Below are 16,210 nucleotides of genomic sequence, written 5' to 3' on the forward strand. Positions count from 1 at the left end.
TTGCGGCTGCTATAACCCCTGCGGATTGAGGGTGCAACGCCGGAGCCTGCCTTCGAGATGCCCTGACGAGGTCAATCATTCACAGGCCACGTCCGCCACAAACAGCATGATTTCGGCAATTGCGCGGCAAACGGCCAGCCCCGCGTTCAAACACGCAGTCGGGCCTCGATCACCACGAAGGCCTGCGCCAGAGGATGCTCGTCGGTCAGGCTAAGATGAATATGGGCTTCATGTCCTGCCGGCAGCAGGCTGTCGAGCAGTTGCAAAGCCGCGCCGGTCAGCCGCAATTCGGGCCGGCCGCTCTCCGCATTGAGGATTTCCATGTCATGCCAATGGATTCCGCTGATGCCGGTCCCCAGCGCTTTCGAGCATGCCTCCTTGGCAGCGAAGCGTTTGGCCAGCGTGCCGGCCTTGTCGGCACGGCCGGCCGCCTTGGCGCGCTCGGCCTCGGTGAAGCAGCGCTGTTGAAAACGCTCGCCATAGCGCGCGAGGGCAGCCTCGATCCGTCTGATGTCGCAAAGATCGCTGCCGATGCCGATGATCATCCGGCCCGGCTCCGTCCGGCCGCCATCGCCGCCTTGACGGTACGGATGCTCTCCGCGAGCCCGACGAATATAGCCTCTCCGATGAGGAAATGCCCGGTATTGAACTCGGCGAATTCGGGCACCGCAGCCAGGATTTCGGAGGTCTCGAAATCAAGCCCGTGCCCGGCATGCACTTCCAGCCCGAGCCCGGCAGCGATGGACGCACCAAGCTTCAGACGCTCGAACTCCGCGGCGGCGTGGCCGGTCTCCCCCGAGGCGACCGCCTCGCACCAGGTTCCCGTATGCAGTTCCACGATATCGGCACCCAGAGCGGCGCACGCCTCCAGCACCGCCCTGTCCGGTTCGACAAACAGGGAGACGCGGATGGCGCTTTCCTTGAGCTGTGGGATCGCCGCTCTCAGATTGGCTTCGGCGGCCCTGACGTCCAGTCCTCCCTCGGTGGTGCGCTCCTCACGCTTTTCCGGCACCAGGCAAACAGCGTGGGGCTTCACGTCCAGCGCGATTGCCAGCATTTCGTCGGTCACCGCCATTTCGAAATTCAGCGGTGCCTTCACCTCGGTGCGGATGCGGCGGATGTCGGCATCGCGGATATGGCGCCTATCCTCGCGCAGATGCGCGGTAATGCCGTCAGCGCCAGCCTCGACCGCCAGATGCGCGGCGCGGACGGGATCGGGCCAGGGGCCGCCGCGCGCATTGCGCACGGTGGCGACGTGGTCGACATTGACGCCGAGACGAAGAATCTTGGGCAGAGCGGCGGAGGTCATTTTCAAGCCTGTCCCGCAAGAGCGCGGCTGCCGGGCTTGACGGCCGGCTGGTTGGCGAGTTCCGGCGGCAGCTTGTCGGCCTCGAAGGTCGGGATGTCGAGGGTCGCCAGGGCCACCAAGGGTTTGCCGAGATCGGCCTTGCCGCCCGAGCGGTCGATCAGGCAGGCCGCGCCCACGATCTCGCCGGGCTGGTTGGCGATGGATGCCAGGCATTCGCGCGAGGACAGGCCGGTGGTGATGATGTCCTCCACCATCACAACGCGCGCACCCTTGGGAATGGCGAAGCCGCGCCGCAACTGGAATTGGCCGTTCTCGCGTTCCACGAACACCGTCTTGGCGCCGAGCGCACGCGCGGTCTCGTAGCCCGGCACGATGCCGCCCACGGCCGGCGACACCACCATGTCGATGGGCCCGAAGGCGGCACGGATGCGCTCGGCCAGGGCGCGGCACAGACGCTCGGTGCGGGGGGGATCCATGAAGACGAGATTCTTCTGCAGGTAGACCGCCGAATGGCGCCCCGACGTCAGGATGAAATGTCCTTCGAGCAATGCTCCCGCCGCCCGGAATTCCGCCAGCACCTCATCCTGCGTCATCATCATCTCCTGGTTTTTCCGGCTGTACGGGCTACGCTTCCAGGGCGTGCAGATCAATGGCCGATACTGGTCGGAGGGCGAAAATTTCGCGAAAAGTCAACAACGGTGCCCCGCCTTTCGGTTGCTGACGGGAGATCTTAGACGTGGCTTTGCGATTCCGAGAGACTTCATCTAATCGCAACACGGTTTAGCCGCCAATTTCCCGTTTTCTCGAGGTATGGAGTGCGAGTGCTGTGAGAAAGTTGATCTTCTGCCTATCGCTGCTGCTCAGCGGATGCGCGATCGGCGATGGCGGAATCCGGCCGCTGTTCTCGATGGGCTCGTCGGAACAGGCCTTCGTCGAGCGCTACGGCAAGCCGGATTTTCGCGCAGAGGAAGGTGGCACCATTCGTCTGGTCTATCTGGGCAATCGCCTCGACTTCCGCCAGCGCGGCGACACGCCACCCATCCCGCTGCCCGAGCAGAAGCGGATCCTGGCTCGCTACGGCCTTGCCTACGACCGCACCTGCGCCGTCCTCGTCAGCCTAATGTTCGGGCGCGTAATCGGGATGACCAGCATCGGTGGGCAATGCAGCTGATCGCGTAGCGCCGAACGCCCGCAGATGAAGCTCCCATCAAAGGTCGAGCCGGCCGTCAGATCACCCGTTGCACCTCGCTCACCACCTTGCGGGCCCGCAAGCCGTCGATGATGGCCAGCAGATGCTTGAGGTCGTAGACCTCGAGATCGATGATCATCTCGGTCATGTCGAAGGAGCGGCGCTGCATGGCGAGATTGTCGATGTTGCCGTCGGTCTCGGCGACAACCTGGGCGATCTGGGCAAGCGTGCCGGGCTCATTGATCGACACCACCTGGACCCGGGCGGGATAGCGCTCGGCGCGGGCCGCTTCCAGATCCCAACGCACGTCGAGCCAAAGCTCGGGCCTGTCTTCGAAATCGGCCAGCGCCTGCGACTGAATCGGATAGATGGTGATCGCCTCGCCCGGGGTGAGGATGGCCACGATACGGTCACCCGGCACCGCCCCGCCTTCGGCAAAACGCACCGGCAGATCACCCATCAGGCCACGCACGGGGATGGCGGCCTTGGCGGGATCACCGCCACCTTGCAGCTTGAAGCGCAGATTCTGTCCGCCCTGCAGGCCGAACCAGGTCTCGTCGAGCCCGGCAGCGGCATGGCTCGACTGTTCGAGCTTGAAGTCGGGGAACACCGCCCGCACCACATCCTGCGAACGCATTTCGCCACGGCCGACGGCTGTGAGCACATCGTCCACGCTTTTGCGGGCGAGGCGCTTGAGCGCTCCCTGCAAGGCATCGGGGCTGTAGGTCTTCTCCAACCGCTCGAAGGCGCGTTCGATGATGCGTTGGCCGAGCCCGGCATATTGCGCCCGCACCGCCGTGCGCGTGGCACGGCGAATGGCGGCGCGCGCCCGGCCCGTGACCACCAGCGTTTCCCAGGCCGCCGGGGGCGTCTGCTGCTTGGCGGTGATGATGGCGACCTCGTCGCCATTGTAGAGTTCGGAGACCAGCGGCGTAGTACGGCCGTTGACGCGGCAGCCCACCGCCGTGTTGCCGACGTCGGTATGCACGGCATAGGCGAAATCGATGGCATTGGCCCCGCGTGGCAAGGTGATCAGCTTGCCCTTCGGCGTGAAGCAGAACACCTGGTCCTGGAACAGCTCGAGTTTGGTATGCTCGAGGAATTCTTCGGGGTTGTCGCCCTCGGCAAGCATCGCCATGGTCCGGCGCAACCAGGCAAAGGCCCGGCTCTCTCCTTCCAGGCGCAGACTATCACCAGCCTTGTTCTCCTTGTAGAGCGCATGGGCGGCAATGCCGAGTTCGGCGATGCGGTGCATCTCCTCGGTTCGGATCTGCAACTCGACGCGCTGATGACCCGGGCCGATCACCGTGGTGTGCAGGGACCGGTAATCGTTCTGCTTGGGTGTGGAGATGTAGTCCTTGAAGCGCCCAGGCACGAGCGGCCATTTGGTGTGGACGAGCCCGAGGGCGCGATAGCAATCCTCCACCTTGTTCACCAGCACGCGGAAGGCGAAGATATCGGAGAGCTGCTCGAAGGCGACCTGCTTCTGCTCGGTCTTCTTGAAGATCGAATAGGGCCGCTTCTCCCGCCCTTTCACCGTCGCTTCGATGCCGCGTTCCTGCAGCCTCTCGCGCAGATCGTTCTCGATCTCGGCAATCAGCGCGCCATTGCGGCGCTTCAAGCCTTCCAAGCGGCGCACGATGGTTTCGTAATGGGCCGGTTGCAATTCGTGGAAGGACAGGTCCTCCAACTCCTCGCGCATATCCTGCATGCCCATGCGCCCGGCCAGCGGTGCATAAATGTCCAGCGTCTCCTGGGCAATGCGGGCGCGCTTTTCCGCCCTCATGAAGTTGAGCGTGCGCATGTTGTGCAAGCGATCCGCCAGCTTGACGAGGAGAACGCGAACGTCCTCGACGATGGCCAGCAAGAGCTTGCGCAGGTTTTCGGCCTGCTTGGCTTCCTTGGAAACCAAATCGAGCTTCTTGATCTTGGTCAGCCCGTCGACGAGAGCCGCAATTTCCTTGCCGAAGCGACGTTCGATCTCGCCGCGCGTGGCATCGGTATCCTCGATGGTGTCATGCAACAAAGCGGCTGCGATGGTGGCATCGTCGAGCTTCAGATCGGTAAGAAGCGAGGCTACCTGAAGGGGATGGGAAAAATAGGGATCACCAGAGGCACGAAATTGCGCGCCGTGCTGCTGCATGGCGTAGACATAGGCAGCGTTGAGCAGATCCTCGTTAACAGCAGGGTTATACGCCCGCACCTTGTCCACGAGTTCATATTGCCGCATCAGGCGAAATGGCGCCGTCACTCACAGTCTCCCGCCGGCCGCCTTCAAGCGCCCGGCTTCATCATTGCCAGCTCCCGGCCAAACCGAAGCATGGCGCTATTCAATACGTCCGCGGCACAAAAGAAAAGCGGGCCGGCAATGCCGACCCGCTGAAATCTTCGGGATCGATGGAGGAGTTTATTCCTCGTCGTCCGAACCGTTGTTGGCTGGCGGAACCAGGCCTTCCAGGCCGCGCAGCAGATCCTCTTCCGACATGCGGTCAAAGGCGACGTTGTCGTCGGAATCACCGGAAGCAAGAGCCGCCGGATCCGATTCGGGCTCGTCCACCTCGACGTATTTCTGCATCGAGTGGATCAGGTCTTCCTTGAGGTCATCCGGGGTCAGGGTCTCGTCCGCGATCTCACGCAGAGCCACCACCGGGTTTTTGTCACGATCGCGATCAATTGTCAGTGCAGCGCCGCCGGCAATCATGCGGGCGCGATGGCTGGCCAGCAGAACCAGCTCGAAGCGGTTCTCGACCTTGTCGATGCAATCTTCCACCGTGACGCGGGCCATGGCGACGCCTTTCTGTACCGTGTTTTGGGATCAAGCGCGCCAACTACACCGCCAAGCGAGTTTGTGCAACCCTAAAAGACCGATCCGTGGTATCCTCCCGCCTCCGAGGCAGAGAGATTGACCGCAAGTTCTACCTCATTCGACTTACATATCGAGGCTGCTCGTCTCGATATTGCAATAATCCTGTAAACACTCTCATTGGAATACGCTCAATCTAATGATAATGCAGACGAACTTGACATTCTATACCGCGATGGGCACAAGCTAGTTGCATCGGACCTAAACTTGTCGTTGCTACCATTCCGCTGACGTTACACAGAGAGGCCTTTCTCGATGTGGTCCTTGGGATTAATATTAGACTGTAATTTAGACCGATTTCAATCGTATTCAAACAGACCGATCATCAGCAGAACGAACCCTAACTGGCAGAAGAATGAACAACACCCAGGAACGCATCGCTCTTTTTATTGATGGCGCCAATCTTTACGCAACGGCGAAAAGCTTGGGGTTTGATATCGACTATCGGAAAATGCTCAAGGAGTACCACAGCCGCGGCTATCTGGTGCGAGCGTTCTATTATACCGCCCTTGTGGAGGATCAGGAGTATTCCTCGATCCGCCCGCTGATCGACTGGCTGGATTATAACGGCTATGCCGTCGTCACCAAGCCGACCAAGGAATTCGTCGACTCCACCGGCCGCCGTAAGGTGAAGGGCAATATGGACATCGAGCTCGCCATCGATGCCATGGAGCTGGCCGATCACATCTCGCACATGATCCTGTTTTCCGGCGACGGTGATTTTCGCTCCCTGGTCGAAGCCATGCAGCGCAAGGGGGTGCGCGTTTCCGTCGTGTCCACCATATCGACCCAGCCTCCGATGGTCGCCGACGAATTGCGGCGCCAGGCGGATGAGTTCGTGGACCTCGTCACGCTTCAAAGCAAGATCGGCCGTGATCCGTCCGAACGCGCCGTGCGCTCGCAGGCCGGTGGCAACTTTCCGGCCGGTCCCGGGCCAACCCGCCAGCCGCCCCAGCAGGGTTTTGCCGGCCAGACCCCCGGCTTCATGTCGGCGAGCCCAAGCGGCCAGGCCGACGATCAATAGATCAAGAACGTTGCCTCGAACGATCGGGTCGTTCTATTGACGGAGCCTTCACGACAGCTCCGTCCGAACCACTTTTCGTTCCAAGCAGATTTCTGTTGATCGGGCCACGGGCATGATCAACAGAAATCTGCAGGATATCAAACATTTGCAGAGTTTCCCGGCGAAGCCCGTCCGTGGGACTCGCCAGAAAACTCTGCTTAGGCCCAATATTCATGATCGCCAGCCAATTCCAAGAACCCGGACGCGATTGCCCGCTTTGCGAGAGGCTCGTCGCCTTTCGCCTGCAGGCGCGCGCCAAGCATCCCGATTGGCACAATGCCCCGGTTTCCAGTTTCGGTCCGGCCTCGGCCCGCTTGCTGATCGGCGGCCTGGCGCCCGGGCTCCAAGGCGCCAATCGCACCGGCAGGCCTTTTACGGGCGATTGGGCCGGCGATCTGCTTTACGAAACATTGGGCGATTTCGGCTTCGCCACCGGCACCTATGACGAGCGCCCCGATGACGGTCTCGAACTCGTCGATTGCCGCATCACCAATGCGGTGCGCTGCGTACCGCCCGAGAACAAGCCTGTTGGCAGCGAGATCGCCGCTTGCCGCCCCTTCCTGGCCAACACCGTGAAGGAAATGCCGAATCTCAAGGTGATATTGGCGCTGGGCAAGATCGGGCATGACAGCGTGGTCACGGCCCTCGGCCGCAGGCCCGCCCACTATCCTTTCGCCCACCATGCGCGCCATGAAATCGGCGGCCTGACGCTCGTCGATAGCTACCACTGCTCGCGCTACAACACCAATACAGGCCGCCTGACCACACCGATGTTCCGGGCGGTCTTCCAGACGATCCGAGATATTCTCGACCGCTGAAACCCGCCTTGCGGGGGTTTATCTTGTAGGCGTCAGCCCTTGTCACGCAGCAGACGACCTTTTTCGCGCTGCCAATCGCGCTTCTTTTCCGTGTCCCGTTTGTCGCCCAAAGTTTTGCCGCGGGCGAGAGCAAGCTCGATCTTGGCCCTGCCCTGCTCATTGAAATAGAGCTTGGTCGGCACGATCGTCAGGCCGTCGCGCTGCACGGCACCGATCAGCTTGCTGATCTGGCGTTTATGCAAAAGTAGTTTGCGCGGACGCTTACGCTCATGGTTGAAGCGGTTGGCCTGCAGATATTCGGGAATGTCCGCGTTGAACAGCAGCAACTCGTCGCCCGACGGCCCGGCATAGGATTCGCCGATCGTTGCCTTGCCCAGGCGCAGCGATTTCACCTCCGTTCCGGCCAGCACGATCCCGGCCTCGAAGGTATCGATCAATTCATAATTGAACCGAGCCTTGCGGTTGTCGGCAACCAGCTTGCGAGCACCGTCCTTCTTGTCCGCCACGTCATCACCCAAAGAGAGCCTTCGAGCGAAACACTCGAAGCAGACTCTACCTTCTTGTTTTCGAAGCGTTTCCTGAGACAGGCAAGATGCCCGTGCTTCAGATGGAGAGGCTTTATCTCCCCCGCTTCAGCGTTTCAATTGAGCAGCCCGGCATGCACCATCGCCTGCTGGATCTGCGTACGCGCCGCGTCCGTCACCGGCAGCAGCGGCAGGCGCACCTCTTCCTTGAGGCGCCCGAGCATGGCCAGACCGCATTTTGCTCCGGCGAGCCCCGGCTCCAGGAAGGTTGCCCCATGAAGTGGGATCAGACGGTCCTGAATTTCAAGGGCCGAGGCATAATCTCCACGCAGCGTCGCTTCCTGCAGGTCCGCGCACAGGCGCGGTGCGATGTTGGAAACCACCGAGATGCAGCCCTGCCCGCCTGCGGCGTTGAAGGCGAGCGCCGTCATGTCCTCACCGGAGAGCTGGATGAAATCCGCCCCGAGTTGCTGGCGCTGCTGCGACACACGGGCGAGATTGCCAGTGGCATCCTTCACCCCGACGATGTTCTTGAGTTCGTAGAGGCGCTTCATCGTCTCCACCGACATGTCGACCACCGAGCGCGGCGGGATGTTGTAGATGAAGATCGGAATGCCGATGGCGTCGTTGACGGCCTTGAAATGCTGGTAGAGGCCTTCCTGCGTCGGCTTGTTGTAATAGGGCGTCACCACCAGCACGGCATCGGCGCCCGCCTTCTCGGCATGAACAGCCAGATCGATCGCCTCGACAGTGTTGTTCGAGCCGGCACCGGCAATTACCGGAACCCGGCCATTGGCCTGGGAGATGCAGATCTCCACCGCCTTGTGATGCTCGGCATGGCTGAGCGTCGGGCTTTCGCCGGTGGTCCCCACTGGTACCAGACCGCTCGTCCCTTCGGCGATCTGCCAGTCGATCAGATCACGAAAACCTTTCTCGTCGATGGCGCCGTCGCGGAACGGCGTCACCAAAGCGGTGAGCGACCCTCTGAACTTTGCCTTCGACATCATCTCAACTCCACGATCCCTGGAGCAAAGCGCGTTCTGGTGGAACCGCACTTTTGCTCTCGCTCTTTGGTTCCAAGCCAATCCAGCCGATTGGCTTGAGCATCTTTGCGTCTCTTGGTGATTCCACCAAATCGCAAAGCGCTTTGCCGGATGGCCGCCTCGGTGCACGCGGCAGCCGGGCGCCAGACATATACGAGCCACCCGGTCACGAAAAGAGCATCGACGGCGATTTGCGGCCGAAAACACCCCGTTTCAACGGGATGATCTTCGCATCGCTCTGGTTAATGGAATGAGTCGGGCCTTCATTGCCGCTTTTTAAGGCAGCAGCCGCGAATCCGCCGCCTTCGGGCCTTGAAAATCACCTTTTCCTCGTGCCTCACTGATGGCGAGAATGCGGCATTCCAACGTCGTCATTCACGCTTCGTCAATCAGAGGACGCGACAATCGCCAAACCGGATCACCTGGATTGGCGTGGCGGCAATGCTCTTGCGGTTCATGACGGGTACATCCCTCTTCGTGGCGGTGCTGACCGGCGCTCTTGCCGCGCCGGTCACGCGCCCGGGCGATGCCACCCTCAAGCATCCCTCCCGCACGGTGGCTCTGCGTACGGATGCCGATACCGCGACGACCTCGACGCGTTCCGACACGGAAATCACCGGCTCCATCATCGTCCCCTCGCCGCTGGTGAACCAGCTCGACACCCTGCGCCAGGCGATCACGGCCTATGAAAGCAGCGACCGCTCTGGCGGCGACAGCCTCGCCCGTTCGCTGACCGATCCGGCCAGCCAGGCCGCGGCGGAGTGGATCGCCATCCGCAGCGCCGCACGCCATATCGGCCTCACCCGAATCAAGGCCTTCCTCGCCGCTTATCCAAGTTGGCCCGGTAACGGCCTGATCCGCCGGCGCGGCGAAGAGGCTCTTTACAATGAGAAGGCCGACGCCGACACGGTGCGAGCCTTCTTTGCCTCGTCCCAGCCAGAGACCGACGAAGGCAAGGTCGCTCTTGCCGCCGTGCTGCAGCGCGACGGCAACCAGGACGGAGCCACAGCCCTCATTCGCGACGCCTATCGCAATGACAGCCTGTCGGGTCAGCTCGAAGGCGATATCCTGCGCGACTACGGCGCCCTTCTTTCACCAGCGGACCACAAATATCGGGCCGATCGTCTGATCTATGATGGCAATTATGACGATGGCTTGCGTGTCGCGGCCCGTGCCGATCCGGCTGCGGTGACGCTTGCCAAGCTGCGCATTGCCGTCGCCAGGCAACCCAAGAACGCCGGCGCCCTGCTGGCTGCCAACGTGTCGACCGACCCGGCCTACATCTTTGCCCGTATCTCCTATCTCAGGCGCCAGAAGAAGCCGCGCGATGCCGCCGCCCTGTTGCTGAAAGCACCGCGCGACGCCGCTGCGCTGGTGCGCCCCGACCAGTGGTGGACGGAACGTCGCCTGGTGGCTCGCGCCTTGCTCGATCAAGGGGATGCGCGGACTGCCCATGCGGTCGTTGCCGGCTATACCGCCGAGAGCGATACGACCCGGATGGAAGCCGAGTTCCATTGCGGCTGGATCGCCCTGCGCTTCCTGAACGACCCTCGAAGTGCGGCCCGGCATTTTGCCAATCTGAGCGCCGAATCCCAGCGGCCGATTTCAGTTGCGCGCGGCGCCTATTGGCAGGGCCGCGCCGCCGAAGCGGCCGGCGACAAGGCCGGGGCGACGGGGTTCTACCAGGCGGCCGCGCGCTATCCGATCACCTATTATGGCCAGATCGCCCGGGCGCGCCTGGGCATGCGTACGCTCGACCTGAACGCTCTGCCCGAAGCCACGCCGGCCAGCCGCGCAGCCTTCGACGAACTTCTGGCGGTGCGTGCCATCAATCAGCTCTACACGCTCGGCAAGCGAGACTACGCTCGCATCCTGGTTGCCGATATGGGCCGACAGCTCCAGGACAGCCAGCAATTGGCCCTGCTCGGCCAGATCGCTCTCGACAATCTCGATGCCAAGACGGCACTCACGGTCGGCAAGTCGGCGACGCAGCGCGGCCTGCCCCTCGATGCGATCGCTTTTCCGATCGGCGCCATTCCCGGCTTCGAGAGTTCCGGCACGGTCGAACGGGCTGTCGTTTACGGCATCGCCCGGCAGGAAAGCGAATTCGGCCATGAGGTGGTCAGCACGGCCGGCGCCCGCGGGCTGATGCAGGTGATGCCTTCGACCGCCAAGGCAACCGCGCGTTTGGCCGGAATCGCTTTCGACGCCAAGAAGCTGACCAGCGATCCGGTCTATAATGCGCGTTTGGGCGAGGCCCATCTGGGTGATCTGATCGGCCGCTTCCGGGGCTCCTACGTCATGACCTTCGCCGCCTATAATGCCGGCCCGGGCAAGGTGGCCGACTGGGTAAAGGCTTATGGCGATCCGCGCGACCCCAAGGTTGATCCGATCGACTGGGTGGAGCGCATCCCCTACACCGAGACACGCAACTACGTGCAGCGCGTGCTGGAGAATGTGCAGGTCTATCGCTCGCGCCTCGATACCAAGAGCATTTTGCTGATCGAAGCCGACATGCGCGGCAAGAGCCGTTAGGATCGAACCTCAAAAGGTGCGTCGAATTCGCATCACGCCCGTCCAGCCCCTCACCTCTTCCTCATAGGGGAAGAAATCCTGTCCGCCCTTGGCCCGATAGGATGAATAGAAGGCTTCCAGGCCAAAGGAGAGACCGCGGGTGACCGTGTAGACGGCATTGCCTCCGGCAATCCAGCCCCTGACATCGGGCGCCGCTGGATTGACAAAATCCCGCGTGGTCGCGCCGCTATAGTCGAGATAGGAACCGAGCAGATTCAACGTCAGCGCCGGGGTGACGTTCATGCCCACCTCGCCGGTAACAGTCCAGCCACGGCCGAGATCCTTGCGCCCGCTGAAATTCTCATAAGCGGCATCGATCTGCTGCCAGCCGAGATAAGAGGAAGCACCATCGGCATAGGTCCCCTCCACTACGACATGCGCACCGGAGCGTATCGGCAGGTTGAGACCGAATGCCCCTCCCACCGCATAACCATAGTCTGATCCGCTGATCTGCGGTGGCCCGGGATAGCGGATCTGGTGGGCGGCCCCGAATAGGGCGAGTGTGCCCCAATCGCGGTCGAGGCGGAGATTGCCGACGACATCGGGCATTGCGGCTCCTCCCGCCGGGCGCCGATCGGGAAAACCGAAGAAGTTCAGCACATCGCTGCGCGTGCCGCGTGCATCCTCGAGCGCCAGTGTTGCCGAGAAACCGCCGCCGAATTCCTGCGTATAGGCGATGAGATTGGTGGTAGCGGCATAGCCGAAATAGGGCTGCAGAAGATCGTTGCCATAGTCGAGATCGTAGATGCCGAAGAAACTATGGGCATAGCCAGCCGTCAGCCCGCCAAATTGCAGAAACGCCTTGTCGACCACGAATTCCGTCTTCGCTCCCGGACCAACATAGGCATCCATGAGCAAGAAAGAGCGCAGCAGGCCGTAATCGGTCTCAGTGCGGGCATCGAAGCCGATCTGGCCGCGCGTGGTGAAGCCGGTGAAGTCATCCTCACGGGTTCTCTGGCGGGTGACCACATAATCGGCCCGCACTTCGCCGCTGATTTTCACGCAGGTATCGCTGCCCGGCAGTTGCCAGAAGCCCACGCCCATGGCGACGCAAGCCTGAAGATAGGTGTCCGGCGCGCCCTTGCTGGCCGGCAGATCCTGCGCCTGGGCGATACAAGCCCCCATCAATGCGCCGGCAAGGCCAATCGCCGCTGCCTTCATCGCTCTCCCCCAAGGTGACGACTCCACGCTCCAGCCGCACAACCTTTGGCTGCAGAGTGCGGCAAAAGCCGAGGCAACTCAATGAAATGCCGCAGGTCGGACCTCCGCAGACCGACTATTGAGACAACGCGTTGCAAAAAGGGCACGCCGCAACGTCAACCTCATCCTGCCTGAAATCGCGTTAGAAGGCCGTGACGTGACACAATCAATTCAGCCTTCCACACGCCGAAACAGTTCCGTTTGGCTGAAACCCTCATTAGGTTGGGAGGGAAGTACCGCACAACCAGAGGTTCCTTGATGTCGACCCCTTTTCAGGCCAGCCGGGACCATGCTGTCGCGCTGCATCGCAACGGTCAAATCGAGCAGGCGGTGGCGGTCTATGAGTACCTTCTGAAACAACAGCCTGACAGCGCCGATCTCCTTGGCCTTCTCGGCGTGGCCAACGAGCAGATCGGTCGCCTCGACCGGGCTGAGAACCTGTTGCGGCAGAGCCTTGGAGAGCGGACATCGATTCCCCTCGTTTATCGCAATCTCAACAACCTGCTCGGTCTTCTGATCGAATCCGATCGGCTGGAGGAGGCGAAATATGCGGCCGAAGATTATTTACCCGGCACCTGGCCGTCGGGGCGCAGACCAGACACCATCGAGCAAGGTACGATCGTCAGCCTGGTCAGTGCCCTGAGGGATCTCGGTCTCGCCGAGCAGGCTCTCGCTACGGGCTTTCCTTTTCTCCCCATTCTGGAGCAGGACGTCGACTTCGGCCTGCTGATCGCCGAAATGCTGCACGACGCCGGCCGGAACGATGAAGCCTTTGCCGCGCTTGATCGGGATTTCGGTCCAGGAGAGGAGCTGCCGAACTTGCATGCGGTTCGTGCCGCACTTGCCTATGAGCGCCATGATCGTGCCGCCTGCGACCAAAGCAGTCAGCGCTTCGTTGCCAGCATGCCCATCCTGCTCGCCGAGGCCGCCCCCTGCCAGCAATTTGTGCTTGCCGTATTCAACCCCTCGCCTGAACTCATCGTTGATTTCCGCGAGCCTCACGGCCACCATTACAGCGGCAACTTCCCGTCGCAATTGGCACAGGCCTTCGCCGATCGTTTCCGCTTCCTCTCCATCCTGGCAGAATCCCCCACCGCCACCGACGCGTTGCGCGGCATGCCACGCCCGGCTCTGGCAATCAACAATGTCGTCAATGCCGAACAATTGATGGTAGAGGACACGCTACAGCGTGTGAGCACCTTCGAGGACAGCCTCGGCGTCAAGGTGATCAATCATCCAAGGCTTGCCGTACAAGCAACGCGCCAGAAGAATTCCGAACGCTTCGCCAATATCCCCGGCATCATTATTCCGAAGGTCTACCGCTATCGCAGCAACAGGGAGCAGAGGCCCGCGCTGATCGAGGATATCGAAAGTCGCTGCGGCTATCCGGTCATCATTCGCACCGTCTTCCAGCAGATGGGTCAGGGAACCTGGCGCATCAACGATCGACAGGGCCTTTGTGAAGCCCTGAGCAAGCTGGAGGGTCTGCAATTTTACGCAATCACCTATATCCAGACCCGCCATGCCAACGGCAGGTTCCGCGCATTGCGGGCGGCTTTTGTCGACAAACAGCCCCTCATCGTCCGCGCCGACTTTAGCGCCCATTGGAACGTACGCGCCCGTCGAGCCCCCGGGCAGCAGGCCTTCTATGGTGAGAACCCGGATCTGTTGGAGACTGCCAATCGTATCGTCCTCGATCCGGAACCAGAACTGGGGGCGAATATCTATGGCAAACTTCGAACGATTGCGGAAAAGATACCGCTCGAGATTTTTGGTATGGATTTCGATCTCACGGAAGAGGGCAATCTGCTGATTTTCGAGATCAACGCGACAATGAATCTGCTTTCGACCGCACCTTCCGGACTTGAATATCCGCCGGAGAGCGAGAAAAAACTCTTGCGTTACATAGAGGGACTTTTCCTTCAGTAGAAAGGATGAAATTTATGTCTAGCACATTTATAAAAAAACAACACTAGAACACACTACCTCCAACAACTACAAATACTCAGCGAAAATATAAATTTTAGCCATAATACATACTATTTCGCTCAAATAAATCGAATAACCCTTGAATTGGGTAAGTGTTATCGCATTATTCTCACAACCTCAATCCAGCCGGCATGGTTGCGACGGTAGTCAACAAAAAACCCAGCTGCTTGCGCAGCTGGGTCTTTTTTGTGAATGATCGAAAACGATCAGAACACGCGCTTCAGACGGACACCGGCCTGCCAGATGTTGGCCTTGTCGCTACGGATCGCCGTCGTCGGCTCCGCGGCGGTACCAGCCACGAAGAGGCCATTGTCAACCTTGACGTGGGTATAGGAAACTTCACCAGCAATCGTCAGGCCCTTAACGATCGTGTAAGTCAGATTACCCGCGACCGAATATTCCTGGACCTTGAAGTCCTGTCCCACGGCGAACGCATCGCCATACTTGGTGTCGATATAGCTGCCGACCAAGTTGGCATTCAACACAGGCGTGATGTTGCCGCCGAGTTCGGCCACGATCGACCAACCCTTGCCACGCTCGAAATTAACGCCAGCGCGGGCGTCTCGGTAGACATCCGTTGTTCCAAGTACCGTGTTGTCGGCTCCGAGATAGTGCGTGGCGCCGTCAGCGTACTGACCTTCAACGACGAAGTGGCCACCATCGATCGCCGGGATCTTAATCAGCAGGGTACCACCAGCAGCGAAGCCGTATTGGTTTTTGTGCGGCCCGGGGACCACGTTGCCAAAGCTATCAAGGGTGTCGCCGGTACGGCTCTGATGCGCCGCAGCCTGCACTGCGAGCGAACCCCAGCTAGAATCATAGCGAAGCTGGCCAACAACATCCGGAACCTGCTGGCCGCCCTGAACGAAGCCGTTGATAACGCTACCAGAACGATGGTCGCGTCCGTCTTCGATCGATAGCGTGGCGCTGAAACCGCCGCCGAACTGGGCTGTGTAGGCGAGCAGGTTAACCGTGCTCAATTCTGCATAATAGGGCGCCCAGATGGTGTCGCCGTACTCGTTGTCGTAGAAGCCGAAGAACGAGTGGGCATAACCAGCCGTCAGGCCACCGAACTGGATGAAGGCCTTGTCGATGCTGAACCGGTTTCCGTTATAAACGCCGCCGCGGCCCCCGCCACTGATCGGATGCGAGTCGGCATTGATTTGGAAATAAGAACGCAGCAGGCCCCACTCGGTCTCGGTGCGGGCATCGAACCAGATTCGGGCCTGGGTATTGAATGCCGAGCGATCGTCGTTACGGTTAAACTTGCCTTTCGCAAGGCCACTGACAGATGTGTTCCCGTCGGTGGAAGTAACCCTGCGAGAACCGATCGAATCGCCGCCAAAGGCGCGGTAATCGGCGCGGATTTCGCCGCCGATCTTGAGGCAGGTGTCGGAGCCGGGGATATAGAAGAAGCCGGGACCGAAGGCCGAGCAGACCTTCACATATTCAACAGCTTCACCCTTGGTCATGGGCAGATCGGCAGCCTGGGCAGTGCCGATGGCGGCAATACCAGCAGCGGCGCCGAGGAGAAGGGACTTCATCGTCATTAGATGACCTCCAAGACAGTTATTATTTGATCGAAAGCGCCGCTTGGTGCTTCGATCGACTCGCGAGACCCCGATCACACGTTAGACT

14 protein-coding genes are annotated in these 16,210 nt (G+C 60.8%); 5 read left to right on the plus strand and 9 right to left on the minus strand.

Annotated elements, in window-relative coordinates:
* Positions 1-146 precede the first annotated feature (146 nt).
* The 3 genes from acpS to pyrE are packed head-to-tail and all read right to left on the minus strand — an operon-like array spanning position 147 to position 1,902.
* Complete coding sequence (gene acpS / locus ACN6KF_RS11680) at positions 147-545, minus strand: holo-ACP synthase (RefSeq protein WP_434956988.1); 399 nt, start codon at positions 543-545, stop codon at positions 147-149.
* On the minus strand, positions 542-1,309 hold the full coding sequence (locus tag ACN6KF_RS11685) for a pyridoxine 5'-phosphate synthase (RefSeq protein WP_434956989.1): 768 nt from the start codon (positions 1,307-1,309) through the stop codon (positions 542-544). The genes acpS and ACN6KF_RS11685 overlap by 4 nt, the downstream gene beginning before the upstream one ends.
* A 2-nt stretch (positions 1,310-1,311) precedes the next feature.
* Positions 1,312-1,902 carry an orotate phosphoribosyltransferase gene (gene pyrE, locus ACN6KF_RS11690; RefSeq protein WP_434959657.1) on the minus strand — a complete coding sequence of 197 codons (591 nt, stop codon included), beginning with the start codon at positions 1,900-1,902 and terminating at the stop codon, positions 1,312-1,314.
* 233 nt (positions 1,903-2,135) lie between these two features.
* On the opposite strand from pyrE, the gene ACN6KF_RS11695 reads away from it, so the two are divergent.
* Positions 2,136-2,480, plus strand: a complete 345-nt coding sequence (locus ACN6KF_RS11695; RefSeq protein ID WP_434956990.1) for a hypothetical protein — start codon at positions 2,136-2,138, stop codon at positions 2,478-2,480.
* Positions 2,481-2,535: 55 nt separating this feature from the next.
* On the opposite strand, the gene ACN6KF_RS11700 is transcribed toward ACN6KF_RS11695, so the two are convergent.
* Positions 2,536-4,728 carry a RelA/SpoT family protein gene (locus ACN6KF_RS11700; RefSeq protein ID WP_434959658.1) on the minus strand — a complete coding sequence of 731 codons (2,193 nt, stop codon included), beginning with the start codon at positions 4,726-4,728 and terminating at the stop codon, positions 2,536-2,538.
* A 177-nt stretch (positions 4,729-4,905) separates the two neighbouring features.
* The gene (gene rpoZ, locus ACN6KF_RS11705) at positions 4,906-5,283 is read right to left on the minus strand and encodes a DNA-directed RNA polymerase subunit omega (protein ID WP_434956991.1); all 378 of its coding nucleotides are present in this window, start codon (positions 5,281-5,283) and stop codon (positions 4,906-4,908) included.
* 433 nt (positions 5,284-5,716) lie between these two features.
* Between rpoZ and ACN6KF_RS11710 the strand changes: the two genes are divergently transcribed.
* Both ACN6KF_RS11710 and ACN6KF_RS11715 read left to right on the plus strand, forming a co-directional pair.
* The gene (locus tag ACN6KF_RS11710; protein WP_434956992.1) at positions 5,717-6,385 is read left to right on the plus strand and encodes a LabA-like NYN domain-containing protein; all 669 of its coding nucleotides are present in this window, start codon (positions 5,717-5,719) and stop codon (positions 6,383-6,385) included.
* A gap of 212 nt (positions 6,386-6,597) precedes the next feature.
* A complete protein-coding gene (locus tag ACN6KF_RS11715; RefSeq protein WP_434956993.1) occupies positions 6,598-7,242 on the plus strand; it encodes a uracil-DNA glycosylase in 645 nt (214 codons plus the stop codon).
* Positions 7,243-7,274: 32 nt separating this feature from the next.
* Here the strand turns inward: ACN6KF_RS11715 and smpB are convergent, their stop codons facing one another.
* A complete protein-coding gene (gene smpB, locus ACN6KF_RS11720; protein WP_434956994.1) occupies positions 7,275-7,748 on the minus strand; it encodes an SsrA-binding protein SmpB in 474 nt (157 codons plus the stop codon).
* A 134-nt stretch (positions 7,749-7,882) separates the two neighbouring features.
* Entirely contained in the window at positions 7,883-8,773 is an 891-nt protein-coding gene (gene dapA / locus ACN6KF_RS11725; RefSeq protein ID WP_434956995.1) for a 4-hydroxy-tetrahydrodipicolinate synthase, read from the minus strand.
* Positions 8,774-9,265: 492 nt separating this feature from the next.
* Here dapA and ACN6KF_RS11730 point away from each other — a divergent pair, with 492 nt between their 5' ends.
* Positions 9,266-11,344, plus strand: coding sequence for a lytic transglycosylase domain-containing protein (locus tag ACN6KF_RS11730; RefSeq protein ID WP_434956996.1), 2,079 nt, complete (start codon positions 9,266-9,268; stop codon positions 11,342-11,344).
* Between the two features lie 9 nt (positions 11,345-11,353).
* Here the strand turns inward: ACN6KF_RS11730 and ACN6KF_RS11735 are convergent, their stop codons facing one another.
* Positions 11,354-12,544 (minus strand): porin, encoded by a 1,191-nt coding sequence (locus ACN6KF_RS11735; RefSeq protein WP_434956997.1) that lies wholly within the window; start codon positions 12,542-12,544, stop codon positions 11,354-11,356.
* A gap of 297 nt (positions 12,545-12,841) precedes the next feature.
* On the opposite strand from ACN6KF_RS11735, the gene ACN6KF_RS11740 reads away from it, so the two are divergent.
* Entirely contained in the window at positions 12,842-14,512 is a 1,671-nt protein-coding gene (locus ACN6KF_RS11740; RefSeq protein ID WP_434956998.1) for an ATP-grasp domain-containing protein, read from the plus strand.
* 266 nt (positions 14,513-14,778) lie between these two features.
* On the opposite strand, the gene ACN6KF_RS11745 is transcribed toward ACN6KF_RS11740, so the two are convergent.
* Positions 14,779-16,122: a porin gene (locus ACN6KF_RS11745; protein ID WP_434956999.1), complete on the minus strand. Its 1,344-nt coding sequence runs from the start codon at positions 16,120-16,122 to the stop codon at positions 14,779-14,781.
* Positions 16,123-16,210: the final 88 nt, after the last annotated feature.

It is taken from the genome of Labrys methylaminiphilus subsp. lupini, assembly GCF_051161885.1.
Lineage (GTDB): Bacteria > Pseudomonadota > Alphaproteobacteria > Rhizobiales > Labraceae > Labrys.